The sequence below is a fragment of the uncultured Thiodictyon sp. genome (genome assembly GCA_903837595.1).
GTDB lineage: Bacteria > Pseudomonadota > Gammaproteobacteria > Chromatiales > Chromatiaceae > Thiodictyon.
Window position 1 is genome coordinate 1 of the sequence record CAILVI010000567.1, and the last position, 26613, is coordinate 26613.

Annotated in this window: 16 protein-coding genes; 7 read left to right on the forward strand and 9 right to left on the reverse strand. The window is 65.1% G+C overall.

All coding sequences use genetic code 11. The features are described from left to right. Nucleotides 1-337: 337 nt before the first annotated feature. Both QZY44_RS34885 and QZY44_RS34890 read right to left on the reverse strand, forming a co-directional pair. Entirely contained in the window at nucleotides 338-1477 is a 1140-nt protein-coding gene (locus tag QZY44_RS34885; RefSeq protein WP_295458867.1) for an AI-2E family transporter, read from the reverse strand. 18 nt (nucleotides 1478-1495) lie between these two features. Next, nucleotides 1496-2851 (reverse strand): sigma-54 dependent transcriptional regulator, encoded by a 1356-nt coding sequence (locus tag QZY44_RS34890; protein ID WP_295458870.1) that lies wholly within the window; start codon nucleotides 2849-2851, stop codon nucleotides 1496-1498. Nucleotides 2852-3422: 571 nt separating this feature from the next. Here QZY44_RS34890 and QZY44_RS34895 point away from each other — a divergent pair. Further along, nucleotides 3423-4244: a molecular chaperone TorD family protein gene (locus tag QZY44_RS34895; protein ID WP_295458873.1), complete on the forward strand. Its 822-nt coding sequence runs from the start codon at nucleotides 3423-3425 to the stop codon at nucleotides 4242-4244. Further along, the gene (locus tag QZY44_RS34900; RefSeq protein WP_295458876.1) at nucleotides 4241-4963 is read left to right on the forward strand and encodes a Crp/Fnr family transcriptional regulator; all 723 of its coding nucleotides are present in this window, start codon (nucleotides 4241-4243) and stop codon (nucleotides 4961-4963) included. The genes QZY44_RS34895 and QZY44_RS34900 overlap by 4 nt, the downstream gene beginning before the upstream one ends. A gap of 148 nt (nucleotides 4964-5111) precedes the next feature. Here the strand turns inward: QZY44_RS34900 and QZY44_RS34905 are convergent, their stop codons facing one another. Then, nucleotides 5112-6569, reverse strand: a complete 1458-nt coding sequence (locus QZY44_RS34905; RefSeq protein ID WP_295458880.1) for a sensor domain-containing diguanylate cyclase — start codon at nucleotides 6567-6569, stop codon at nucleotides 5112-5114. Between the two features lie 396 nt (nucleotides 6570-6965). On the opposite strand from QZY44_RS34905, the gene QZY44_RS34910 reads away from it, so the two are divergent. Further along, nucleotides 6966-7451 (forward strand): hemerythrin domain-containing protein, encoded by a 486-nt coding sequence (locus QZY44_RS34910; protein ID WP_295458883.1) that lies wholly within the window; start codon nucleotides 6966-6968, stop codon nucleotides 7449-7451. 148 nt (nucleotides 7452-7599) lie between these two features. On the opposite strand, the gene QZY44_RS34915 is transcribed toward QZY44_RS34910, so the two are convergent. The 4 genes from QZY44_RS34915 to cysS are packed head-to-tail and all read right to left on the reverse strand — an operon-like array spanning nucleotide 7600 to nucleotide 15032. Further along, entirely contained in the window at nucleotides 7600-11898 is a 4299-nt protein-coding gene (locus QZY44_RS34915) for a PAS domain-containing protein (RefSeq protein ID WP_295458886.1), read from the reverse strand. Nucleotides 11899-11900: 2 nt separating this feature from the next. Beyond that, nucleotides 11901-13109 (reverse strand): magnesium/cobalt transporter CorA, encoded by a 1209-nt coding sequence (gene corA / locus QZY44_RS34920; RefSeq protein ID WP_295458887.1) that lies wholly within the window; start codon nucleotides 13107-13109, stop codon nucleotides 11901-11903. A 33-nt stretch (nucleotides 13110-13142) separates the two neighbouring features. Next, on the reverse strand, nucleotides 13143-13574 hold the full coding sequence (locus tag QZY44_RS34925) for a DUF29 domain-containing protein (protein ID WP_295458889.1): 432 nt from the start codon (nucleotides 13572-13574) through the stop codon (nucleotides 13143-13145). A 6-nt stretch (nucleotides 13575-13580) separates the two neighbouring features. After that, nucleotides 13581-15032, reverse strand: coding sequence for a cysteine--tRNA ligase (gene cysS, locus QZY44_RS34930; protein ID WP_295458892.1), 1452 nt, complete (start codon nucleotides 15030-15032; stop codon nucleotides 13581-13583). Between the two features lie 258 nt (nucleotides 15033-15290). Here cysS and QZY44_RS34935 point away from each other — a divergent pair, with 258 nt between their 5' ends. Both QZY44_RS34935 and QZY44_RS34940 read left to right on the forward strand, forming a co-directional pair. Beyond that, complete coding sequence (locus QZY44_RS34935; protein ID WP_295458894.1) at nucleotides 15291-15782, forward strand: peptidylprolyl isomerase; 492 nt, start codon at nucleotides 15291-15293, stop codon at nucleotides 15780-15782. 13 nt (nucleotides 15783-15795) lie between these two features. After that, a complete protein-coding gene (locus QZY44_RS34940) occupies nucleotides 15796-16563 on the forward strand; it encodes a UDP-2,3-diacylglucosamine diphosphatase (protein WP_295458897.1) in 768 nt (255 codons plus the stop codon). On the opposite strand, the gene ppx is transcribed toward QZY44_RS34940, so the two are convergent. Continuing rightward, on the reverse strand, nucleotides 16544-18064 hold the full coding sequence (ppx, locus tag QZY44_RS34945) for an exopolyphosphatase (protein WP_295458900.1): 1521 nt from the start codon (nucleotides 18062-18064) through the stop codon (nucleotides 16544-16546). The genes QZY44_RS34940 and ppx overlap by 20 nt on opposite strands. A gap of 197 nt (nucleotides 18065-18261) precedes the next feature. On the opposite strand from ppx, the gene QZY44_RS34950 reads away from it, so the two are divergent. Beyond that, entirely contained in the window at nucleotides 18262-18444 is a 183-nt protein-coding gene (locus QZY44_RS34950) for a PA3496 family putative envelope integrity protein (RefSeq protein ID WP_295384302.1), read from the forward strand. Nucleotides 18445-18716: 272 nt separating this feature from the next. Here QZY44_RS34950 and QZY44_RS34955 read toward each other — a convergent pair whose 3' ends face one another. Further along, nucleotides 18717-22232 carry a mechanosensitive ion channel domain-containing protein gene (locus tag QZY44_RS34955; RefSeq protein WP_295458902.1) on the reverse strand — a complete coding sequence of 1172 codons (3516 nt, stop codon included), beginning with the start codon at nucleotides 22230-22232 and terminating at the stop codon, nucleotides 18717-18719. Between the two features lie 995 nt (nucleotides 22233-23227). Here QZY44_RS34955 and QZY44_RS34960 point away from each other — a divergent pair. Then, on the forward strand, nucleotides 23228-26613 hold a 3386-nt coding region (locus QZY44_RS34960), incomplete at its 3' end, for an autotransporter-associated beta strand repeat-containing protein (RefSeq protein WP_295458904.1).

Below are 26613 nucleotides of genomic sequence, written 5' to 3' on the forward strand. Positions count from 1 at the left end.
AGTAGCCGCGCAGCCTCGTTGATCGCCTGCATCGCCCGGTCAATCGACCGGGCGCGGATTGAGATACTGGGCCGCACTGGGGTGCGGCGCCCCCAGAGTCGCGGCGCTTTGCGGCAGATGGATCAGTGGCCGAAACGGTGTTCAAGGCCGCACTGTCCATACTGCCGGCCTTGATTCTAAGGCCGGCCAACCGCCTCGGGGCGCACAGCGCCCAATACACGCGTGACACCGCTGGAGCGGTGTCACGAGAGGCTGGACCGGCATTTATCTCTCCTTACCATGGGATAGGAAGCACGCAAACAGCGCCCGCAAACGCTGCTTGCCATGCCCCTTAGTCTCAGTCCTGCGGCCGGGCCACCGCACCTTGATCGTCCCCATCCGCCGCCGCAACCCGCTCCCCGGCATAGGTGAGCTGACTACGGGGCATCTGTTCTTCGAGCCACTCGCGCCACACGGCGAGCAGGACGGCGATGACGATGGGACCTAGGAAGAGCCCCAGCAGGCCGAAGGCGGAGATGCCGCCCAGCACTGAGAACAGCACCAGCAGGTAGGGGATGCGGGTGGAGCTGCTGATGAGCATGGGGCGCAAGATGTTGTCGATCTGGCTCACCACCAGGATGCCCCAGGCGGCCAGACCGAGGCCGGCCCAGGTGTGGCCGCTCGCCAACAGCCAGATGCTCACCACGCCCCACACCAGCGGGGTGCCGAAGGGGACCAGGGCGAGGATGGCGGTCAAGGCGCCGAGCAGCACCGGGGCCTGCACCCCCACCGCCCAATACCCGAGTCCGGCCAGCACACCCTGGGCCAGTGCTGTCAACACCAGACCATAGAGGACGGCGCGGGTGGTACTGCCGATGGCGAACAGATAGGCCCCGGAACGGGCGCCAATCAGCCCGTAGAGCAGGCGGCGCACCTGATCCAACAACTCCTCGCCGTCGCGGTAAAAGAAGAAGGCGGTGAACAGGGCGAAGATGAATTTGAAGGCGGTGAAACCAATGCCGCCCAGGACATCGAGTGAACCATCCACCCAGGGCTTGCCCCACTGCACCACCTGCCTGCGCAGGGTCTCCGGATCCTCGGCGGAGAGCGCAATCACCCGCTGGATCTCGTCGCCGAGCCAGGGGATATGGGCGATGGCGGGCGGCACCGCCTCCGGCCCGCTCAGCAGGACCTCGACCGACCGGTTATAGGCGGCCGGCACCTCTCGCTGCAGCATCCCGACCATGGACAGCAGGGGCAACGCAAAGGTCAGGCTGAGGAAGAGCGTCATCAGCAGGGCGCTCAGGCCGACCTGGCGTCGCAATAGACTGCGCAGCCGGTGATAAATGGGCCAGGTGACATAGACCAGGATGGCGGCCCAGGCGACCGGGATGATGAATGGGCTCAAGACCCGCCAGCTCAGTAACAGCAGCGCGGTAAGGAACAACCCGAGTGCGATACGCGCCCCCAGGATATTGGTGTAGTTGGTGTTTGTCATGGTTGGTTGGTGCCGGTATCAGGACTGCTGGTGTAACCCGTAACGACGGATCAGCCGGTAGATGTTGCGTTCACTCACGTCCAGCACCTGCGCCACCTTGCCGCGGTGCCCGGAGTGCTTGGCCAGTTGCAGCCGCAGGTATTCGGCCTGGAGCTCATCGAGGGTGGGGGCCCGATCGAAGTGGATGGAGACCTTGACAAGACCCAGGCCATGGCCCGGCGCGAAGGCCAGGTGCTCGGCCCGGATGGTATTGGTCTCGCGCGAGAGGATGATAGCACGCTCGATGACGTTCTTGAGTTCGCGCACATTGCCGGGCCAGTCGTAGGCGGTGAGCTGATGCAGGGCATCGCGGTTGATGACCTTGGCGATGCGGCGCGAAAAGTTGTGGTGCTGCATGAAATGGGCGACCAGCGCGGAGATGTCGTCGCGGCGTTCACGCAAGGGCGGTACTTCGATGATGAATGCGCTGAGACGGTAGAAGAGGTCGGCGCGGAATTGCCCCTGGCCGCTCATCGCATAGAGGTCGCGATTGGTGGCGGCGACGATGCGGGTGTGGGCCTGGAGGTCCTTGGTGCCACCGACGCGCCGGAACACGCCGGTTTCCAGGACGCGCAGCAGCTTGGCTTGGGTGGAGAGGTCGAGCTCGCCGATCTCATCCAGGAACAGGGTGCCACCCTGAGCACTCTCGATCAGACCGTTCTTGCGCCTGTCGGCACCGGTGAAGGCGCCCTTCTCGTGACCGAAGAGCTCGGATTCAAAGAGCCCCGCCGGCAGGGTGCAGCAATCCACCGCGACGAAATTGCGGCGCGCGGGCTCGCTGCGGTCGTGGACGGCGTGGGCCACGAGCTCCTTGCCGGACCCGCTTTCCCCCTGGATCAAGACGTTGATGTCAGTGCCGGCCACCGCGCCGATGGTCTCCTCGATCCGGCGCAGCGCGTCACTGACGCCGATCATGAAACTGCCCGCCCCCTCCTTGGCCTTGAGCCGCTGCCGATAGAATCGGTGGTCGCTGCGCAAGGCCGCATCCTCCAGGGCACGCTTGACCGTCAGCGCGAGTTCTTCGGAGCTCGCCGGTTTCAGCAGATATTCGTAGGCCCCCGCCTTCATGGCCGCCACCGCGCTGCGCACCGAGCCGAAGGCCGCCAGCACCACCACCGGCTGGTGGTGCACCAGCTCAGGCAGACGCTCCAGGGTGTCGCCGTCCGCGAGCTGGACGTCGGCGATGATCAAAGGCGGCTCATGGTCGGCGAGATAGTCGTCCGCCGCCCGCCAGGAGGGCACCCCCGTCGCCCGGTAGCCCAGCCCTTGGAGTTGGTTGATCATCAACTGGTTCAGGGCCGGATCGTCTTCGACGATCAGGAGGTGGTTCTGCATCGGTGCGGTTCCGCAGCGCTGGGTCAGAGCGCAGGGTATCACACTGACAAGATGTCAGTCTCTCTATGCCAGCCGGCCCGTCATGCTGCCGAAGGCTGGCTGGGGCAGATCGCCACCGTTACGACCCCCCACGCCATGCCATTCTGTCATAACCAGACGTCCCGTCGGCCGCGCATCCGCGCTTCCCGAAGCTGGACCGTGGCGCTGTTAACAGTCCAAGCCAACGAGACTGTTTTCGCCCGGCAGCGGATTCATGAGGACCCGTCGGGCCATGCGCGGGGGCGCCCATGGACATGCTTGCACCGGACCCTGACAGAGTGTCAGATTCGCCACCCGCAAGACGTGGGGACTTACCCTGACCATCAACGAAAAGCCTAAGAAAAACATAAATTAACACCGTTACTATGAGATGAGCGCGATTCTTGCTTATGGCACTACAGAGTCGGCGAAGGAGGCCGACAAGCGCGCCCTGGTCCGATGCGGAAGGCTCGCCCGACGGAGCAGCGGGCGTTACACATCCGCAGGTCGAGCCGATCGGGGCAACGCCGCTGACGAGGAGGACACGAGAAGAATGAATGCCTTGACCGACCCAAACCACCATCAGGAAGGGGCAGTCTGCGGTCTGCGCAAGCCGGTGGTCGACGACCTGTTGGCCCTGTCCCGTCTCCATGGCTGCGAGCTCGACTGGTCGTCGATCACGACCCTGCAGCGCCGCTGCTACGATGACGTGTTGGAGCTGCAATTGCGCGGTGAACCGGCGCTCGCCGCGCTGGCGATGGTGCGGTCGGGGCTCCCGCTGGCCCCGACCGCCCTGCTGGCGTACACACTGAACCGCCTCAAGGCCGACTACGCGAACATCTACCTCACCCATGGCACGCACGGCTCGCCCTGCGAATCCGTCTGGTTAGACGAGGACAGCCTGAACCCACCCGCATCGACGCTCGGGGTGCCCGGTTGGTATCGGGCCCATGGGCTGCCGGAGGAGGACTGGCGTCGTCACCGGGAGGATCATTTGGTCAATCAACTGCGCTTTCTCGCCCATCTGGTGGGGGCCAAGACCGCGTCCGCGCCCCTGGCAGACGCCGTGCGCTTTATGGATGAACACCCGCTACGCTGGGTCAGCCGGTTCGCTCAGCGGGTGGCGGTGTGCTGCGATACCCGCTTTTATGCCGGTCTCGCGCTCTTGACCGCGGCCTATCTTGATGAGCTGCGCGACCTGTTGGGCAACTTCCTGGGTCTGCCGCGCACCCACCGGACGCACCCGGTTGGCCGGGGGGGGGGGCGAGCTAACCCCGATCCCGAGCGGGGGCGGGACCCCTTGACATACCCCCTCGCAGACCATATGTGCCGCGGCGCCAGAGCGTCAAGTGCAGTCGCCCTGAGGCCATCATGAAGACTATCTCACTGAACCCACGTGACAACCACCTGCTGGCCGTCCTGCCCAGTGCCGTTGGTGAGCGGCTGTTTCCCCACCTGGAACCGGTTCCACTGCCGCTCGGCCGGGCACTGCACGAATCAGGGGATCGGTTGGAACACGTTTATTTTCCCACCAACTCGATCGTGTCACTGCTCTACGTCATGGAGGATGGGTCGTCTGCCGAGATCGCCGTGATCGGTAACGAGGGACTCGTGGGCATCGAGCTGTTCCTGGGCGGCGAGACCATGCCCAATCGCGCGGTGGTGCAGAGTGAGGGCCACGCCTATCAACTCAAGGGGCGGTTGCTGAAGCAGGAGCTGGCCCGCTCTGAGTCCTTACAGCATCTGCTGCTGCGTTACACCGCAAGCCTGCTCACCCAGATGGGGCAGACCGCGGTCTGCAATCGGCACCACTCATTGGACCAGCAATTATGCCGCTGGCTGCTGCTCAGCCTCGACCGGATACACTCGAACGAATTGCGCATGACCCAGGAGCTGATCGCCAACATGCTGGGGGTGCGCCGTGAAGGCGTCACCGAGGCCGCCGGCAAGCTGCAGCAGGCCGGTCTGATTCAGTACAGCCGGGGCCACATCACCGTGTTGAATCGACCGGGCCTGGAGGCGCGCGTGTGCGAGTGCTATCACGTGGTCAAGAAAGAGTCTGACCGACTGCTCCCCGACCGGATCGCGGTTTGATTTGCCGGCGGGGCCGCCGACCACCCTCGCCACGCGGGGTTACGTCGTTAATTGCCACCAATTAACTGACCGCCAAGCGTAGGTGCGACTGAAGTCGCACCGACATCCTATCCGATGGTGGTTACTACCAGGTTTGCCGGAAATCGCCTTAGGTCGGGATGCCACTGGCCACGTCCTCGGTATAAAAGCAGACGGTGTCGCGGCCCTGGCCCTTGGCCCGGTACATCGCCGCATCGGCGTTGCGCTCCAGGATGTCCGCGTCGTCGCCGTCCTGCGGATAGATGCCGATGCCGATGCTGAGGGTGGCCGTGAGCGATTGGCCATCCACGGCAAAGGGCAGTCGGAAGGCCGCGATCAGCTTGTCGGCGACCACCCCGGCGTCGTCGCCGTGGGCCACCACCCCCAGGACGATGGCGAACTCATCGCCGCCCAGCCGGGCGACGGTGTCGCTCTCACGCACCAGTGCGCGCATACGCTGCGCCGCCCGCTTCAGGACCTGGTCGCCGATGGGGTGCCCCAGGCGGTCGTTGATCGACTTGAACCGATCCAGATCGAGGAAGAGCACGGCCATCTGACGCTGATCGCGCCGGGCCTGACGCATGGCCTGGCCCAGGCGGTCGGTGAAGAGCGCCCGGTTGGGTAGTCCAGTGAGGCAATCGTGTGTCACCAGGTGCTCGAGTTGCTGCTCGCGCGCCCGCAGCTGTTCGCTCAGTTCCACATGCTCAGTAATGTCGCGGGCGGACACGGTCACCCCCAGGAGCGCTCCTGCGGGACCGTGCAACGGCGCGCCGATCCGCTCGACCCACCGGGTCTGCCCGGCCGCCCCCTCGCGACGCTGGATCACCTTCACCGCCGCACCACTGGCCAGCACCTCGCGGGCCGGGCACCGATCATCGGGTCCCTCGCCACCGCCGTCCGCCGCCGCCTTGGGCATGCCGACGCTTTCGCGCGCGGCCGTGTTCATCAGCAAGACCCGGTGGTCCACACCGGTGACCACGATCGGGTCCACGATCCCATCGATGACGCACTGGAGAAAATGCTGCTGGTCCAGGACGCAGGCCTGCGCCCGCTTGACCTCGGTGATGTCCAAGAGGATCACGCGGCAGGCCGTCGGGGGCGCTCCGCGCGGATGCGGATTTTCGCATTGAATCACCAGGCGCAGATCGCGGCGTTGCAGCGGCGGGCGGCCCAGGGTGACCTCAATGGTCTGCCCCCGCTGCGTGGTCAGCACCCGGGCGAGGCTGGCGAGCAGGGCGAGCCCATCACCCGGGGGCAGCCGCACGGTCAGTAACAGCTCCGACGCCTGCCCCCGCTGCACCCCCAGTAACCGGGCGGCGGTCAGGTTCATCTGGGTGATCTGCCCCTGGCGATTGAGCGTGGCATAGGCCACCGGGGCGAAGTCGTAGAGATCAGCGTAGCGGTCGCGAGACTCCTCCAGTGCCTGCTGCGCCGCGCGCAGTTCCCGATTCTGCAGCTCCAATTCGATCTGGTGGACTTGCAGGTCGTGGAGTACAGCGTGGGGATCGGACGGATCAATGGGCTCGCGGCGCAGCACGGCGAGCAAGTCGACCAGTGAGCGATCGGGGGTGTCGCTGAGGGTCACCATGGGGGCTCCAGGGCCAGGAACGGCCAGGAAAGGTCGGGAAAGGCCAGGAAAGGTCGGGAAAGGTCGGGAAAGGTCGGGAAAGGCCACCGATGCCTACCCCGGGACCAGCGACGGACGTGGTTCCAATGATCATTCATGTGGGGCCAGTATAGACCCTGGCCAGCGCATTTTATTGATGCAGCGCACGTGGTCATCACCACCGAGCCCATCCGTGGGCTATGTGTGATACCGCACAGACCAAGCGCAGGGCGGGCGTATAGCATTGAGCTTAATTCCGCATGGTTGAATCAGGCGCAGACCTGATGGCACAGCGCACGGCACAATCAGTCACTCCAACTTGCCGCCGCCCCGCGCCTGGCGGTGACGCTGCTTTAATAACAACGAGGAGGATGCCCCATGTCGGCTTTGGATGACTATCTTGGCACCCACCAGGAGGTGCGCCGGATGATCGAAGACTTGCGCACGTTGCTCGCCATCGAACCACTGCATCGCTGCGGCAATGCCAAGACCGCGTATGAGTTGTTGTGCGACCTGAGCGAGCGGTTGAATAGCCATTTGACCGAAGCGGATCACGGCCTGTATCCCCGCCTGCTGATGCATGATGACCCGCAGGTACAGTCCCTGGCCTGGGGATTCATCAGCGGGGAGAAGCCCTTGCGCCAGACCTTCAGCGCTTATTACGATCGCTGGCTGAAGCACTGCGAATTCAACTTCAATGATGAATTCCTGACCGAGACCCACCAGGTCTGCGCGTTGGTCGAGCGACACCTGAATCACGAGGCGCAGGAGCTGATCCCCAAGCTCATCGAGATCGGCATGTTCCGCCAAGCGTTGCGCCGGGGGATCGGCAGCAGCTCGCATTGCGCGTTTGGACGTCTCTGACGCCGGCCTTGATCAGCGTTGCCGCTTGGACGGCGCGGGCCGGGGTCTGTGACCCCGGCCCGAACGTTTAGGACGCCGCAACCTTGCCTACGGTGATCGCCGAAAACGTTTCGGGCGGGGCGAATGCCCCGCCCGGCTGGGGTCCGCCCTATTGCTGAGCAGCCGACTCTGGTCTAGAGCGCGCGCCGAGCTTGGCCAGGATCGCGGCGCGCAGGACCGCTGGGTCTAGCGGCTTGCGCAGGACCGTTGGCCACTCAGGGAGCTCCTCCAGCGCGTCCAAGGCGTCCTTCTGACCCGTCATCAGGATGACCGGCAGCCCGGGGCGCTGCTGCGCCAGGCGCTGCACGAGTTGGACGCCATCGAGCACCGGCATGGCGATGTCGGAGAGCACCAGATCGAATGCACCGTCGCGCTCCAGGAGTTCGAGACACGCCTGCCCATGCTCGGCCTGACCCAGGCGAGCGCCATCCAAGGTCAGTAGCCGGCCGACCGCCTCCCGCACCCGCGGATCGTCGTCGACCACCAGCACCCGCAACCCCGTGAGCGCGGCGGCGCCGTGCGCGCTGGACACGTCCGCGAGCAATCCCGGCGCCGCGAGCTCGCTCAGCCCGCCGGTGGGGGTGGCGGGGGCAGCGCGAGACAGCAGCAGGCTGAAGCAGGTACCGCGCCCGAGCTGCGACTCCACCGTGAGCCCAGCACCGGAGCGCGTCACGAATTCCTGCACCATGAAGAGCCCGAGACCATGCCCCCGTCGCTTCGCCTTGGTGGAGAACAGCGGGTCGAAGATCCGGGTGAGCAGGTCCGGTGCAATGCCGCTGCCGTTGTCGGTGACCCGCAGGGCGATACAGTCCATCGACGGCAGCCGCCCCACCGCGAGCGCGACCGGCGCATCCGCGTCGATGAGCTGCGCCTCAATGGACAGACGACCGCCCTCGGGCATGGCGTCGCGGGCATTGAGCGCCAGGTTGAGCAGTGCCGATTGGAGAAAGGCACGGTTGCTCCAGACCGTGAGTCCAGGTGCGACAGCGATCCGCAGCTCGATTGCGGCGGGGAACACCTGATGCAGGATGCGTCCCAGTTCGGCGACCGCCGGCCCCAGGTCCACCAACTCCAAGGGCACGCCGCCGGCGCGGCTCAGGGAGAGCATCCCGGAGGTGATGACCTTGGCCTGACCTAAGGCGCTTTGGGTCTCATCGAAGACCTGGCGCAGCTGCGGGTCGGTCGGGGCCAGGGCCCTGACCCGCCCCTCGATATAATAGATATTAGCGTCGATGACGCCAAGCAGATTATTGAAATCATGGGATATTCCGCTCGCCAGGTGGCCGATGGTCTCGCGCCCTTTGGCGGCCACCAGGTCGTGCTGGACCTGCTCCTGATAACGCACCGCGGCGATCCGCTGGGCGATGAGACGGATGATCTGCTGCCCGGGCCCACTCAGATTCAGTGACGGTTCCAACCCCCACAGTGACAGGACCAAGGTGTCGATCTGGTCGTCCGGACACCGACACTCAAAGGCCATGGTGATACCGGAGTGAAAGCCCGCGGCGATCACCGCACCGGGCAACTGCTCCGGCTCCACGACCCGGGGGCTACCCAGATGGGCCAAGGCTTCGTGGAGGAGGGAGCGGTCGAGTTCGGGTGGGGACACACCAAGGGCGTCGTCGCGGGCCGCGAACAGCACGTGGTGGCCATGCGCCTCGTCCGTCATCGCCAGGACCACCGCGTGCCCCCCCAGGCTGTGGCAACCCAGCCACAGCAGGCGGCTAACCTGTTCGGCGGGCGGCAGCGGCAGGCTGATGACGTCCACCAACTTCTCGAGCTGGGCGTTGTAATCGATCAGGGCCTCCTCGCTCTCCTTTAGCCGTTCCTGCGCCAGGCGGCGTTCGGTGATGTCCTGGCTGATGCCGGACATTAACCTGGGTGCGCCCGTCGCATCCCAATCCACCACCCGGCCCTGCGACAGGACCCAGACCCAGTGCCCGTCCTTGTGGCGCATCCGCAGCTCGCACTCATAGCCCTCCAGTTCACCCGTGACGTGCCGTTTCGCCAGGCTGATTGCCTGCTTCAGGTCATCGGGGTGGGTCAGATCCATCCAGGTCTGTACGTTGAGCGGGGCGAACTCGTCCAGGCGATAGCCGATAATCTGCGCCCAGCGGTCGTTGATCGTGCCGGTGCCGGTGGGCAGATCCCATTCCCAGGTCGCTACCCGCGTGGCCGTGATGACATTCGCCAGGCGCCGGCGCTCCTCGGCCAGGGCCAGTTCAGCCACCGTGCGCTCGGTGATGTCCTGCGTGGTCCCGCGTGACGTCAGCGGCGTGCCGTCGGCTGCATAGTCGGTCTCACCGCGTTCGTGTACCCACTTGATGCAGCCGTCCGGCAGCAACAGGCGATGCACCAGTTCGTAGGGCGCGTGGTTGGCGACGGACTCCCGATAGACCCGGTCGAGCAGGACCTGATCTTCCGGATGGATGGCGGCGAGCATGCCCGCGTAAGAGGGCTCAAAGCGTTCCGGGTCCTGTCCAAAGATGCGGAACGTCTCCGGTGACCAGGACAGGTGCTCAGTGCGCAAATCGAACTCCCAGGACCCCAGCCGCGCGATCGCCTGGGCCTTGAGCAGCGACTCCTGGGTGCGCTCCAGGGTGAGGCGCGCCGCGCGCTCGCGCTGCTCGCTCTCGCGCAGTTCCTGCTCAGCAACCTTGCGGTCAGTGACATCCCGGCCCACGGCGACGATGCCGATGACCCGGCCCTGGCTGTCCAGCACGGCCTGATCCGACCACTGGAACCAGCGCCAGCCCCGCACCGTGCGGTTGCGCTGCTCAATGGTAAAGGTGTGCGGCGGCTGCAACAGCGAGGCGACCGCCGCCGTGGTCGCCGCCTCATCATCGGGGTGGATCGCAGGCAACTCGGCCGTGCCGATCAACTCGGACTCGGTGCGACCGAAGGTCCGGCAATAGGAGGGGCTCACATACTTGAAACGACCCTGCGCGTCGACCCGGATGATCAGGTCCTCGATGTTCTCTGCCACCAGACGGTAACGCCCCTCCTGCCGGTAAAGTTCAAGGTTCACGGCGGCGCGCCGGTCGCGCTCCTCGTGCAAGGCCCGGAAACTCGCGGCCAGGGACTCCGCCATCACGGTCGCCGCATCCGCCAATTCGCCGGTCTCCATCAGCAGACCGGGGCGCGGGGCGGGCAAGGCGCGATCCTCGCGGATCGCGCTCGGCAGGGCGCGAGCGCCCTGCACGAGCTGGCGCAGGGGCTGCATGATGCGTTGACTCAAGCGGCCCGCAACCAGCAACCCCAGTAGGGTAACGGCCAGCAGCAACACCAGGAGCCGAGCCGCCGCCCCCTGAATTTGATCGATCACGGGAGCGGCGCTCCACTCGATGACCAGACGCCAGTCCAGGGACAGGGCGCCCGCGGCATTGGGGACGGTCCGATCCGGGACCTCCAGGCGGTAGCGTACCTGATGCCACCAGGCAACACGCGAGGAATAACGACCGCTCGGCGAGATTAGAGAGAGTCCGGGGACGGCGGTGGCGATGACCTGGCCCGGGGGGGGCGAAGCGCCCGGGTCCCAATACAGCGACGCGGCAACCCGGGCTGCCGCCACCCGGGCCGGACCCCGCTCCAGGCGCAGTTGCGGGTCGGCTGGCGCGGGCAAATTCTCCGCCAGAGCGGCACGCATGACCTGCAGTTGCGCCGCTAGGGCGGCGGGGTCGGCACCGGGGTCCGACAACTGTGCCAGCAACTGACGGACCCCGAGCTCGCCGAAGAGTCGCAGGCGCTCCGCCTGGGCCGTCTCCAGGCGCGCCTTCAGGTCCCAATTCTCCCAGGCGTTCACCAGCAACGTGGGCAACAACATCGCCGCCAGCAGGACCCCGAACAGCGGCTGGGCGAGCGGCAACGCAGACTTGCGCCGGTTGACCAGCGCACCGACCACCAGGACCAGATCGGCGAGCGCGGCGTTGAGGATACCGTTCTGCGCCTGCTTGAGGGCAATCAGCAGGGTCGGTGTCCAGTCCATCCCCAGCACCACCCGGTGGGCCAGAACCGCGAGCGGGACGCCGAGCAGGAGCCAGTAAAGGGCCGCGGAGACCGCGAGCGGCGGTGGGGCGAGGCCGCGGCGGCACGCGCGCTCCCGTTGCCAACCCACCGCGGCGGCCTCGGCCAGGAAGATGAACAGGGAGTATGGGTGCCCCCACAACAACCAGGTGTCGGCACCCCCGACCAGGGCCACCACCAGACCCGCCCGGGTACCCAGCCAGGCCAGGGCGAGCATCACGGCGATGGAGCCGAACAGGAAGTCGACGCCGAAGGCGAGCGGCAGACCGAATGCATTGCCGAGAAGCGCGGCGAGCGCCAAGGCCGCCGTCAACCAGGCGCGCTCCAGCCGCTTGGGGGCTGGCGGTGGCGGCGCGGCAGTGGCGGGGCCGTGGTCAGGTTCCAATGCTAGAACCACCCGCCGCGGCGGAAGCGCCATAGCATATAGCCGGCGATGCAGAGGCAGACAATCCAGAATACGGCGTACGTGTAGTGCCATTGGTTTTCGGGGATGTACATGTTCATGCCGTAGACCCCGACGATGAAGGTCAGTGGGATAAAGATGGTCCCGATGATGGTCAGCACCTTCATGATCTCGTTGGTGCGATTGGAGAGCATGGACATGTGCATGTCCGCCACGTCGGAGGCGATCTCCCGGTAGGTCTCGATCAGGTCGATGACCTGGACACAGTGGTCATAGACGTCGCGGAAATAGGTCTGAGTGACCTCCGAAAGACACTCGTGCCGTTCCCGCTGGAGATCGCCGATGAGTTCGCGCATCGGCCAGGCGACCCGGCGCAGCAGGATCAGTCCGCGCTTGATCCGGTGGATCGAGTGCAGGGTCTGCGGTTCGGTCTGGTCGATGGTTGCCTCCTCCGCCTCCTCCAGGTGCACGGAGGCCGCCTCCAGCAGCGGGTAGAGTCCATCGACGATGGTGTCCAGGATGGCGTAGAGCAGAAAGCTCGCGTCATTCTGGCGCAAGCGCGAGTGCGGATTTTCGATCCGGCGCCGGACCGCCTCGATGGCCGGGCAGGCGCTGGACTGGAAGCTCAAGAGCGTTCGGCGCCCGAGAAAGAAGTTGACCTGCTCGGCATGGATGTCGTCCACGCTCTGGACCACGCGCCGCGCCACCACGAAGAGCCGCCCGGGCTGCTCCCCGGAGCCCGGATAGTCGTCCGCCTTGGGTCGATGCTGACCGTCGAGTACGTCCTCGATGGCCAGCGGGTGCAACTGGTATTTCTCCGCCAGGGCGCGGATGGTCGCGGCGTCCCCGAGCCCCTGGACCTGGATCCAGCGCACCTGCGACCAATCCGGGCGATGGGTGGCGATAAAGGCGGCCATGTCCGCCACCGGCTGCACCTCCCAGCGATCGGGGGAGTAGTCCGTGCAGACGACCAGCGCCGTCCCCGCCCCCGGGGTCTGAACCAGTTCGTGATACTCGATCCCGGCCGGGGTCCCCGGCGGGGGGCGGTGCAGGCGCGGCAGCTTGGCCTTCGCCCCCCACGGCAGGCGGTGCCGTTTGGCGTGCGTCGCAACGCGATGACGCGGGTAGTTGGAGCTGGCCTTGGAGTCTGCCGCGGCGCTCGGCGGTGTCGCGGATTGGTGGGGGTTCTGCATGGGCGTGGCTCCAGTGGCCGACAACCGGGGGCGTCAGTCCGGATAGAAGTCCGGTGACAGGGCCTGCTCGGGCGTCCAGGGACAATCCTGCGGGAACAGGTCCAACCCGGTCTCGTCGATGGCCCGGGTGAGCGCATCGGCCCAGACCCCGGCGAACCAATTGTCGTTACGCAGCGACGTTCGCAGACTGGGGGTCTCGATGAGGTGGGCCGCAATGGCCCGGCGCTGCTCCTTGATCGTGCGCCGCCAGCTGTTGCCGCGTCGGTTGGGCTGGAACTGCCACTTGAGCAGGTGCGCCAGCAGGACCGCCAGACGGCTGGCCAGTTCACGCCGTTCGCCCTTACCCACGTCCTCGATCTCCTCGGCGATGTGTTCGATGTCGAGTTCAGCCAAGTTACCGGCACGCAGGAAAGCCACCTGCTCCTCGGCCCAGGCGATCACGTCTGTTTCATAGCGGTGGTTCATGACGGCTCAACCCCGGCGCCAGGTGGTCCCACCCGCCCCATCTTCCAGCACGATGCCGGCGGCGGCGAGTTCATCGCGGATGCGATCCGCCTCGCCCCACTGTTTGGCCTTGCGGGCGGCGAGACGCTCGGCCATGCGGCGCTCAATCGCCTCGCCGGCCAACTCAAGCGTACCGGTAAAACCCGACGGAGCAGTGGTGGTAATCGACTCAATCGCAGTCATTTCGATCCGCTGCGTCACGCCCCTGCCCTGCAAGTAGGCTTCTGCATCCCCCTGCACGATGCCCAGCACCTCGCCCAGCGCGCGCAGTTCCGCCCCCAGTCCGGCGGCCGCGGCCTCGTCCTGAGGTCGCACACGATTGATCTCGCGCACCAGATCGAACAGCACGGCAAGCGCCACCGGGGTGTTGAAGTCGTCGTCCATGGCGGCGGTGAAGCGCGCCCGGAAGGCCTCCCCGCCCACCGCGGGCACGGCCAGCGGCAGACCGCGCAGTGCAGTATAGAGTCGGGTCAGTGCCGCGCGGGCGTTATTGAGGTGCTCGTCGTCGTAATTGAGCGGGCTGCGGTAGTGGCTGGTGAGGATGAAATAACGCACCTCCTCGGGCCGGTAGCGCTCCAGGATCTCACGCACGGTGAAGAAGTTGCCCAGTGACTTGGACATCTTTTCCTCGTTCACCCGCACGAAGCCGTTGTGCATCCAGACGTTGACGAAGGGCTCGCCGGTGGCACCCTCGGATTGGGCGATCTCATTCTCGTGGTGCGGAAACTGCAGGTCCGCCCCGCCGCCGTGCAGGTCGAAATGGTTGCCCAGGCAGCAGGTGGACATGGCGGAGCATTCGATGTGCCAGCCGGGGCGTCCCGCCCCCCAGGGCGAGTCCCAAGCGGGCTCGCCGGGCTTGGCCGCCTTCCAGAGGGCGAAGTCGAGCGGGTCGCGCTTGGCCTCGTCCACCTCCACCCGCGCCCCGGCCCGCAGCGCCGCCGGGTCCTTGCCGGAGAGCTTGCCGTAACCGGGGAAGGCGCTAACCGCGTAGTAGACGTCCCCGTTGTCCGCGGTGTAGGCCAGGCCCTTGGCGATCAGGGTACCGATCATTCCCAGAATCTCGGGGATATGGGCGGTCGCGCGGGGCTCGGCCGTGGGCGGCAGACAGCCCAGCGCCGCAGAGTCCTCATGCATGGCGGTGATGAAGCGCTCGGTCAACTCGGTGAATGGTTCGCCCCGCTCCTGCGCCCGGCGCAGGATCTTGTCGTCGATGTCCGTGATGTTGCGCACATAGGTCACCGCGAACCCGAGGTGGCGCAGATAGCGATAGGCCACGTCGAAGACCACCATGACCCGGGCGTGGCCCAGGTGGCAGAGGTCGTAGACCGTCATGCCGCACACGTAGATGCCGACCTCGCCGGGGACGAGCGGGGTGAAAGGCGCCTTTTCGCGGGTCAGGCTGTTATAGATCTCAAGCATCGCGGGCATTCCGGCTGGGCTGGTCGGTCCTGAGCGCGGACCCGACGATGGCGGCGTCCGACTGGTCCGAGGGCAGAACTGGTGTCATGCCGCCATGTTAACAAAGCCGGATCAGCCGTAACCGCGAGATTCCACCCGGCGCCGCGCCACACGCCCTAACCGGGCACTTTTCGACCCTCGCCAAAGCCCGTAACATGGCGCCCCGACCCACCCGGCCGAGCGCCGCAGCTTCTGTCTTGGGACGCCATTGGAGAATCCATGATCAAACTCACCACCAACTACGGCCCAATCCTGATCGAACTGGACGCCGAGCGGGCCCCGTTGACCTGCGCCAACTTTGAACAGTATGTGCGCGACGGACACTACGACGGGACCCTGTTCCACCGCGTGATCAAGGGCTTCATGATCCAAGGGGGCGGCGTGACCACGCACTTCCTCCCCAAGGCCACCCGCGCCCCGATCCAGAACGAGGCCGGCAACGGGCTCAAGAACCTGACCGGCACGCTCGCCATGGCCCGCACCATGGACCCGCACTCGGCCAACGCGCAGTTTTTCATCAACGTCGCCGACAACGCCTTCCTGGACCATCCCGGCCAGGATGGCTGGGGCTACTGCGTCTTTGGCCGGGTGGTCGATGGGATGGACACGGTGCGCACCATTGAGGCGGTGAAGACCGGCGGCCACCACGGTCACCAGGACGTGCCCGAGGCGGACGTCGTGATCGAGCGCGCCGAGGTGGTCGGCGGCTAGGCCGGGGCGCGGCATGATCGAGACCCGACGACCCGCGCCCGGGGAGACCCTGTTCATCGCCGACCTGCACCTGTCACCGGAGCGCCCGGCGACGTGGCGGCTGTTCCTTGCGTTCCTGGGTGGCCGGGCGCGCCACGCGGACCGACTCTATATTCTGGGCGACCTGTTCGACGCCTGGATCGGCGACGACGACGACAGCCCATGCTACCTGGCGGTCCGCGCCGGGCTACGCGACCTCACCGCCGCCGGGACGGCCTGCACCCTGCTGCCCGGCAACCGCGACTTTCTGCTCGGGCGCGCCTTCTGCCGCGACACCGGCGCCACCCTGGGGCGCGACCCCACGGTCGCCAGCTTCAATGGTATCCGCACCCTTTTGATGCACGGGGATCTCCTCTGCACCGACGACCTGGACTATCTGCGTTTCCGCCGCCGGGTGCGCAACCCATTGGTGAAGCGTCTGTTCCTATGGAAGTCACTGAAGGCCCGCCGGGCCATCGCGGAGGACTACCGGCGCCGCAGCGGCGCGGCCATGAGCGACAAGACCGCGGTGATCATGGACGCGCATCCCGCCGCCGTGGCCGACTATCTGCGCCGCTTCACGGCCACCCACCTGATCCACGGCCACACCCACCGCCCGGCGGACCATGAACTGACCCACCACGGACAGCCCGCCCGGCGCAGCGTACTCGCGCAATGGCACGACGAGCGTGGCGAGGTCCTGGTGCATCGCGCCGGCGTCTGGCGGCGCGAACCCGTGCTGACTACTGGAACCCCAGACTGATCCCGGCCGCCTTCAGCAAGTCAGCCTCCTGCTCCAACTCCAGCAGATTCAGCGGGTGCTGATTCAGCCATTGGTCGGGGAAGACCAGTGACAGTGCGTCGCCGTCCACCCGCAGTGCCGGCCTGGGTCGACTGCTGGGGGAACGCCCGCGCAGCAGCAGCACGGCCAGGCGCAGGATGACACACAGACGCCGGGCGCAGTCGCGGATACCCGGCGGCAGGGCGGCGAACTCCGGGCTAGGGAACTTGCGCCGGTGCCCGAGCACCAGGGCCGCCAGCATCGCCTGCTCCTGGCGGGTGAAACCGGCGAGGTCGGCATTGCGCAGCAGGTAGGCACCATGCTTCTGGTATTGGCTGTGGGCGACCATGAGGCCGATCTCGTGCAGGCGGGCGGCCCAGGCGAGCAGCCGTGGATAGGTGGGGTCGGCCAGACACCAGGGGGCCGCCACCTGGCGGTAGAGGCCCAGCGCGGTGGCCTGGACGCGGCGTCCATGGGCCTGGTCGAGTTGGAATTGGCGCGACAAGGTCAATACGGTGCGCTCGCGCACGTCCGCGTGGCCCTGACGTCCCATCATCTCGTAGACCAGTCCCTCACGCAGGGCGTAGTCCGAAACCTGCATGTGCTTGATGTCCAGGGTTTGAAAGACTGCCCGCAGGACCGCGACGCCACCGGGGAGAACCGGCTTGCGCTCTTCCGGGAGCCCCTTCAGGTCCAGGCCGGAGAGACGCCCGGCGGCGACCAGGGCGTCGCGCAGACGCTTGAGGGCCACGGCGGAGATGCCGTTTTCGCTCCAGCCCTCCGCCTCCACGACCGCGGCGATCGCCTTGATGGTGCCTGAACTGCCGACCGCCGTCTGCCAGAGCGCCTGGCGGAAGGTTTCGCGGACGGGGCGCAACTCGATGGCGCTGGCCAACTGCGCCTTCTCCATCGACTTGGCCGCTACGCGCCCGTCGGGAAAGTAGCGCAAGCTCATGTTGACGCAGCCCATATGCAGGCTCTCGCGCAGCTGGGCGGAAAAATCCTGACCGACGATCACCTCGGTGCTGCCACCCCCGATATCAACGACCAGACGGCGCTCTGACCCAGTGGCCAGGCCGTGCGCCACCCCGAGATAGATCAGCCGCGCCTCCTCGCGCCCGGCGATGATTTCGATCGGGTGACCCAGGGCCATCTCGGCGCGTTCGATGAATCCGCTCTCAGGGCGTACCTGACGCAGGGTGTTGGTGCCGACCGCCCGCACGCTGCCCAAGGGAAATTCACGCAACCGCTGGCCGAAGCGCTCCAGGCAGGCGAGCGCACGCTCGGTCACCGCGGGTGCCAGCAGCCGGTCAGCGGTCAGACCCTCGCCCAGGCGCACCGACTCCTTCAGCCGGTCGATGATCTGCATATGACCGTTGTCGATGCGGGCGACGATCATGTGGAAGCTGTTGGAGCCTAAGTCGACCGCCGCCACCGTCTCGTGCGGTACGCCGTTCTTCGGTTGGTTGGGCGCTTCGGGCATAACGCAATCTAGCCGGGGGGCCGTTGGGGATGGACCCTTATGGTATCAGACCGGGTCGAATCGGCTGTCGCGAGGTCGGTCGGCGGGGCCAGTTGGAGAAAAACGATCACCACTATTGTAAATCTTTACTTGCCACGCAATCTTATTTTTGTTAGATAGCCAAAATTGTGTTGTGCGCGTGTTCCGAGGTAACGGAAATGTTGGATCCTGAAGGCGGCTTTGGCGAGGAGACGATCGAGGCGACTCCCCCTCCCATGAGCGCGGATGACCCCCGGGGCTCCGCCCCCAATCTGGCGATTCGTCGTCGCATCGAGCGAATGCGGGAGCTCAAGAACCTCCGTGAGGTGTTGGACGATCCCGATTTCGACGACTTGGCCTAAAAAATGCGGCGGCCAGTAGGCCGCCGCATTTTTTTTGCTGCTTGTTGACCCTTGACAGGGTCAGCTCCCATCAAGACCGGACGACGCAAGTCCACCCGTGGGAGCGGCTTCAGCCGCGACAAGGCCACGGCCGCTTGAGAGGTCGCGTCGCGGCTGAAGCCGCTCCCACCGGGTCCCGGGTAAATCTCGACCGCCTGTCCCTTGGTGGCAGCAACGATCATCAAGGCCGATCGATGACTGTAACCCTGCCGTTCGTCCACACGCCCCCAGGATCACGGCCGGTCGGGTGCCGGGTCGGGGGCATCCGGGTCGCTGTCGGCGCGGCCCACGCGGTGCAGGCGGACATCGATGGGTTCCCGGGCGCTGATGTTGATATCGCGCTGGGGGAAGGCGATGCCGATCCCGTGTTCCCTGAAGGACTGCTCGATCGCCAGATGCATGTCGGTCAACACGCCTTGGCGGGCGTCCATCGTCTCCAGGTAGCAGCGCAACACCAGAGTCAGGGCGTTATCGCCGAAGGCGTCCAGAGTAGCCAGCGGCGGCGGCTCAGCGAGGACGCGCGGGTGGGCGGCGGCGGCCTCGGTCAGCAGGGTCAGGGCCAGGCGGGCGTCCGACCCGTATTCGATCCCCACGGTGATGACGATCCGATTGAGCTGATCGGTCAGGGTCCAGTTGAGCAGACGCCCGGTGATGAACTCCTTGTTGGGAACGATCAGTTCCTGGCGGTCCCAGTTACGGATGGTGGTGGCGCGAATCTCGATCTTGGTCACGGTACCGGTGGTCGTGCCGATGGTGACCACGTCTCCGACCCGTACCGGACGCTCGAACAGGATGATCAACCCGCTGATGAAGTTGGCCACGATCTCCTGCAGGCCAAACCCGATGCCGACGCTGAGCGCCGCCACCAGCCACTGGACCTGAGACCAGCGCAGCCCCAGCGCGCCGAAGGCCAGCAGCAGGACGAACGCGGTGATCGCATACCCCGCCAGGGTGCGCACGGCGTAGCGTGTCCCGGCATTGACCGAACTGTTCTGCAACAACAGGATCTCGATCAGGGCCGGCAGGTTCTTGGCCGCCACCACGCCGACCGACAGGATGATCAGCACCAGGCCGACATCGGCCGCGGTGACCGGCGCCAACGCCGCGGTACCGTCCACTAGGGTGCTGTAGTGCCACAGGGTCAGTTTCTTGAAGATGGTCAGGGCCGGGAGCATCGGTGACCAGATCAGCCAGAGCCCCAGGATCGCCAGCATGAAGATGCTCGCGTGCAGCAACTTGCGCGTACGCTCATCCAGATTGGCCAGGTCGGCCTCCGGCTCATCCACGGGCGGCGCCGGGTCCACCTCGTCGTCGGCAGCGTTGGCCTGGGCGCGCCGCGCGGCCTGGCGCTCCAAGGCCGCCTGCAAGGCCAGTCGGCGGCGCGCATAGACCAGCCAGCGCACGATCACTTGCTGCACCAACACCAGCCCCAGGGCCAACCAGGCCGCCTCCACCAGCGACGCAAAGAGGGTGCCCGCCGTGTAGATATAGCCGAGCATGGCCAGTACCGCCAACGCCAATGGGACGCCGACAATGGTGGGATACCAAAGATTGCGCAGACGATTGGCCCAGCCCCGTGGCTGGTCCGCCAGCATGGTCGCCAAGACTCCGGTACGCGGGTGCAGCAGGAGGCCCAGGAAGGCCGCCGTGCCGAACATGGCGGCAATCGAGGCGAGCCGCCCAAGGACCTCGATATGGCCCGCCTCCTGACCGCGATAGGCACTGTAGGCGACCAGGGCGGTGAGGACGACATAGGGCGTGTACCAGCGCAGGTTCGTTCTGATCTGGACCAGGACCTGGCCCTCCCAACGGAAGTGGCGGTCGGCGACCCCCCCGGGGATGCAGGTCGTGCGGAAGGCACGCAGGAAATACAGTCCCAGAGAGACCTTGGTCAGGGCCGTCCCAAGCGTGCGGGTAAAGTCCGTGGCCTCGATGGAGACGGCCAGTTCACGGCCCACCACCAGGCAGGCGAGCGACAGCGGCAGGGCCGCGAGCGCGGTCAGTCCAATCGCCTCGAGCGTGTAGGAGAAGCGGTCGGTACGCACCCGGCGCAGGGGCTCGGCGGTCGCCAGAATCGCCCGTTTGATGGCCGCCTGCTTCCAAGACAACACGATCACCACCAGCAGACCGACCCAAGACACCGGTGAGCGCAGCAACTCGTAACGCAGCACCTGGACGACCTCGCTCCAGCCGGCCTTGGAGAGGACCCAGGCGAGCGCCTCGGGCAAGGTCGACAGCGCGCCAGGTGACAGGGGCCCGGCGGTGCGCACCCACAGCAAATGCTGGGCGAGAAAGTCGTCATAGTCGGTCGCCGTCTGGATCAATCCCTCGGCCGCGTCGTTGAGCTCAACCTGTTTGCGGATATAGGCGTCGATCCCGAGCAAGGCCTTATCGATCAGGGAGCGGCGCTGCTCCAGGAGGTCCCGGAGCTCATCGCGGACCTCGTCGCCTTGTGCCGCCGGGTCGCGGGCGGTCAGTTCGCTCAGGGCGGCGTCCAGGTCGCGCAGCTTGCGCTGCTCCTCGCGATAGTGGATCTGGCGCAGGCTTGCATCGGCGATCTTGTCGTTGCGTGCGGCGATCTCCCGACGCAATTTGCGGAGATCCGGCAGTTCCCGGCGCCGGTCATCCAGGACCAGGCCCAGGGCCTGATTGACGCCCGCCACCTCGATCCGCTCGCGGGCGCCCCGAAAATCACCCGCGATACGCTTGCGTTCGCGTTCCGTCTGGGCCAACAGTGCGTTGAACTGATCGAGTTGCCCGGCCAGTTCCCCCAAGGTCGCGGTGAGTTCGGCGTTGTCCTTAGCGGCCTGTTGCACCAGCGCGTGTTTGTTCACTGCCGCCCGTTGCGCCGCCTCGCTCTCGCGCCGCGCCTGTTCAGCCTCGCTCTTGCGGCGCTGGTCCTCCAACGCCTGGAGCTGGGTCTGACGCTCCTTGAGTTGCCGCAGCCCTAGGGCGAGCTGCTCGCGTTGGACGCGATAGAGCTCGTCGCGCACCCCCTGGCTCGCCAGTTCCTGCTCCAGCGCGCGCGATTCAGCCGTCAGCGCCAGGCGGTGGGTCGAGCGCACCCAGGCATTGGCCTGAGTCGTCGCGGTTGCTTCGGTGGGGGTCGCCACCAACCGCGCTGCCGCATCCAGCTGATCGATGGCCTGGCGCAGGTCCGCGATCCGCCCGCGCGCCTCGCTGGTGCGCGCGCTGGTGCCGTCAATCGTCTTGTCGAGCTCCGCGGTCCGGGCCTCGGCCGCGGTCAACTCCGTGCGGGTCTTGATGAGCCGCGCGCTGAGCTCATCGCCGTCGAGGGCGGCGAGCTGAGCGGGACTGAGGGCGGGGGCGGCCGCCTTTGCAGCGGCCCCGCCGACGCCGAGTTGCTCGCGCAAGTCGGCCGCCTGGTTGGGGGCCTCCTCCAGCGCGCGGGCGTACTCGCCGGCCTTGGCCGTGAACGTCTGGGCCGACTCCAGATAGGACGCGGCGGCCCGGTAGGCCTCGAGCAAGGCGGCTCGTGCGGGCTCGTCCAAGCCTTTGGCGGACTCAGTCTCCTTGATACGCGAGGCGATCTCGGCCGCGGTGGGGGTACCCGGCAGGGTGGCGCCGGGAGGGGGCACCGCCGGGGCCGCCGGCGCTGCCGACAGGGGGGCGGATGGCCCGAACGCCAGCCCGACGGCCGACAGGGTGAGCAAGGTGAGCAGGAGCAACCCCGGCAGGCCGACGCGCTGCGGGCGGTACGCCGGGTAAGGCTCGAATTGTTGGGTCATAGGCAGTTGAAGGTGCACTAGCGGAACAGGAGTGGGCCCAAGGCGCCGGCGCCGCGGTTCGCCCCGCGGGCAGGCCGGAGGCCGGCGCCGAACGATACCACCTTAGACGGCGGTGCGCTGCGATGACCGGCGGGTCTTGATCCTGGAGGCCACTGCGGCAACCGCGAGCGCGCAGTGCCGCCCAGCGGCCTTGGGCATCGTTGCTGCCGCCAAGATACCAGGTCGAGCCCTTACCGCTAGCGTCGCGCCGGACGCACGCGCCAATCCCAACCATCTCCCTGTGGCATAGGACGGGGACGAGGGAACGGCCATGTCGATCGCAACCTTCATCTTCGGAGGTGGCGCCAGCACCATGACCGTTAGTCGATGGACGTCACATTCCCCGCAGCCCTGGTTCCGCTATTGTGCCCCGACCTCGGGCGCCGACCCAGCGTCTACTCGCCCCTCCGTACCGACTAAATCGGTCGGCATGCTCCATGCCTAGGCACCAAACCCATCGTAAAACAGATTCGACTTTACCGATTTATCACTATTTTCATTTCCGACAAATGAGCCAGGTTTACGACTCGGTCGGTTGCATTGCTCTTGGCCTGAGGACCATCACGACTAAACTCCTGATGGGGTGGGTTGATCATCGCAATAGCATTGCAAACCCGTATGTTAACGATCGCTTAACACCATTAGGCTGAAACTGCTGAATTCATCCAAACAGTGATTGACAAGACGGCGATATTTCGCCATGCTGCAACACACGCTGAATACTTTCGCTGTTTCTGCAGCTATGCCATGAGTGCAAGGTGCGGAGGCTTGGAGCAATCAAGGCCCGTCGGCGGCCATCTTTTGCCGGCAGGTTACCTGGCACGCCGCCGCTTGGCGTCGTCCAGGGCCAGGTATAGCGGGATAGATAGGGGTGCCGGACACCGGTTGGGGCTGTTTGGCCCTGCGGGTTTGGCACCGTTGCCGGGTTCATTATCATCATCACTGGGAGAGTTCACGTGCCTCTGACCGAACGCAAGTTTTCAGCGCTGCTGTTATTTCCTTTGTTGACTGTACCGCACCTTGGGTACGCACAGACGTTTGTCGCACAAGGACCGGCGCCCAGTACTGGCCCCAATGTCACCGTACAAAGCGCCGACTTACCATCCAACCAAGGGAGTGTGGCGGGCGCTGTCGGACCCATAGCCGTCGCTGCCGATGGCAAAACCATGTACATCGGCGCCCCGAATGGGGGTATCTGGAAAACCAATGACGGCGGGCGTTCCTGGACCGCGCTTTCCGATAACCAAGCCTCCCTGTCGATTTCCAGCCTGGCGATCGACCCGTCCAATTCCGATATCCTGGTGGCTGGCACCGGTCTTACTTCTAATGGGTCTGTTGCTTCCGGCGTGGCTGGTAGGGGCGGCCAGGCCAACGGGGGGCTGCTCTACAGCATTGACGGCGGTGTAACCTGGAAGAGCGCAACCTTGGGCGACGGTAAGTCGCTCATGAACATATCGGCGGTCGCGGTTAGCGGTCAAACCATATTGGCCGGCACCCTCGATTCAAATGTTCTGCACGGTACTCAGCCAACCGGCTCGGGCTATGGTCTTTACCGGAGTATCGATGGTGGTGCCAAATTTGACCCAATCGCGGGAGCAAACCCTCCCCCTGCAGGGCAGGTGACCGACCTCGTTGCGGATCGCAACAGCCCCAGCACTTATTATGTGGCCATCTCTAATGATACCACCTACTCTGTGTATAAGACAATTGATGGCGGTTCAAATTGGACGGACACCAACCTCAATCAGCTTACTCTGAAAAAGGGCGCTATAGTCAAACTCGCCGCCGGACCTGGGGGGTCGGTCGCGGCCTTAGTCGTGAGTGTGGATAACCAACAGGCACAGGCCATTTATCTATTAGACAGTAGCGTCCCCGCCAGCCTGACGTGGACCCAGTTGAAACCGAGCGGCTTTGATCCAGCTCAAATGCTCACACCAATCGACGCAGCTAATGGCGTGCCGAACACTCAAGGCCTAATCAATACCGCAATTGCGATTGACCCAAAAGACAAGACGATAGTTTATGTTTCGGGGGTCCTCACCATTAATGCTCTTTTCTACCCGACTCCCGTATATAGAATCACCGCTACCAGCTACCAAAGCCTGATTGGCGTCTATACGAGCAATGGGTCTGCGGTTCACGCAGACTCGCGGGCAATGGCTTTCGATGCCAATGGCAATCTGATCATGTCGGGTGACGGTGGCATCTATGTGAGAGCAAACCCACAAAGCACCGATGGTGCCTGGACGTCACTGAGTGGCGATTTATCGCTGTTTGCCTCCTATAAGGTTGGCTACGATGCTAACAGTCACCGGGTGGTGACCGCCAATCAGGATACCGGCGTGGCGCTGCAATCGCAGCCGAACAGCTTGAGTTACAATGCCATTCAAGGTGGCGATGGCGTAAATGCCGCCGTCAACGACCGCACGCTGGTCAAACAAAGCGCGATCTATAGCTCGTCCCAAGAGATGGGAAGTCTCTGGCGGACCATCATCGACGCTCAGGGTAATGCTGTCGGCAACAGTGCAGTCATACTGGAGCTCAGCACGGATCCGAAAGCGAAGCTTACCTATGCGTTTTCTAGCCCATTCGTTCTCAATTATCAAGATAAACAGCTCATCGCGATTGGCGCAATAGACGCCCTCAGTAACAACCACGTCTATGTCACCAAGGATACACTCGACGTTAGCAAAACGAGTATTACGCTATCCCTCACGGACCGCGGGTCCGTCGGTTCGGAGGCGGTTTCGTCTATCAGCTACGGCATTAGCAATAACAGCACGCCGATCCTTGTGGGCACCAATCAGGGACTCTGGCTCAACACGACGAACGACGCCGCGCAGATAAAAAAACTGGATTATCCGGGGTATGCCCCTACCGCGATCGTCTTTGACCCGCGCTCGGCGGACCGCTTCTATGCGACGGATTATACGAGCCTGTATGGAACCCTGAACCAAAAGGATTTCACGAAATTGAGCGATACTTGGCCAACGGCTCTCTCAACCTTCACAAACACCGCCGCGCTCGAGTTCATCTCCTATAACGGCGTCAACGCCTTGCTGGTCGGCGGTGTCAATACCAAGGCCAATCTGCCGGAGGCACCGGTGGGGCCGCTGGTGGTTGCCGACAGCAACAGCCTGGGTGTACTGAGCGACTGGCGGTATTTCGGAACAGGCCTGCCGAATTCGCTCGTCAGCGCCCTGAACTACAACCCTACCGTCGATGTATTGGCAGTGGGAACTTTTGGCCGCGGCATCTATCTACTTTACGACGTCACGAGCAATTTTAAGGCAGCCACGAGGCTGGAGTTTGGCCGCGCCGATAACGATTCCAGGCCAGACGCAGCGCTGCTGCTAACGAACGGCAATTATCCGAGCCGTCCCTTGGATAAGTTTGGAACGGGAACGCTGACGATCTCAGGTATCGCAAGTTATAGCGGGGCGACCACCATCGAGAGCGGCACGCTGGCATTGACCGGTGCCGGCAGCATCGCCAGTTCCAGCGGCGTGGACGTGAAGGATAGCGGCACCTTCAATATTTCCGGCACCACCAACGGCGCTACGATCACCAGTCTGTCCGGCTCCGGTATGGTCGCCCTCGGCGCGCAGTCACTGACCTTCAGCGAGGCCACAGACACCTTTTACGGAGTGATCGAAGGCGCGGGCAATTTGGCCCTGAATGGCGGTTCTCAGGCACTGGCCGGGGTCAATACCTATACCGGACAAACGCTCATCAATGGCGGCACCCTGGCACTGACCGGCACCGGTAGTATCGCCAGTTCCAGCGGGGTGACGGATAACGGCATCTTCGATATTTCCGGCACCACCAGCGGCGCGACGATCGCCAACCTGTCTGGCACCGGTGCGGTGGCCCTAGGCGCGCAGTCGCTCACCTTCAGCGGGGCCAACGGCACCTTTGCCGGAACGATCGACGGCGCGGGCGGCTTGATCTTCAATGGCGGTTATCAGGTACTGTCCGGGCTCAATACCTACGCCGGACAAACGCTCATCAATGGCGGGCTGCAAATCGGAGCGGGCGGCACCACCGGCACTCTGGGGACCGGCGGCGTGGTCAACAACAGCCTGCTGGTCTTCAATCGCAGCAATGCGCTGACCGTGCCCAACGCCATTTCCGGAACCGGGGCCGTCACGCAGTCGGGGACCGGCACCACCACCCTGACGGCGAACAATACCTATAGCGGACCCACCACCATCAGCAATGGCACCCTGGCATTGGCCGGTGTCGGCAGTATCGCCAGTTCCAGCGGCGTGTGGGATTACGGCACCTTCGATATCTCCGGCACCGCCAACGGCGCGACGATCACCGGCCTGTTCGGCAACGG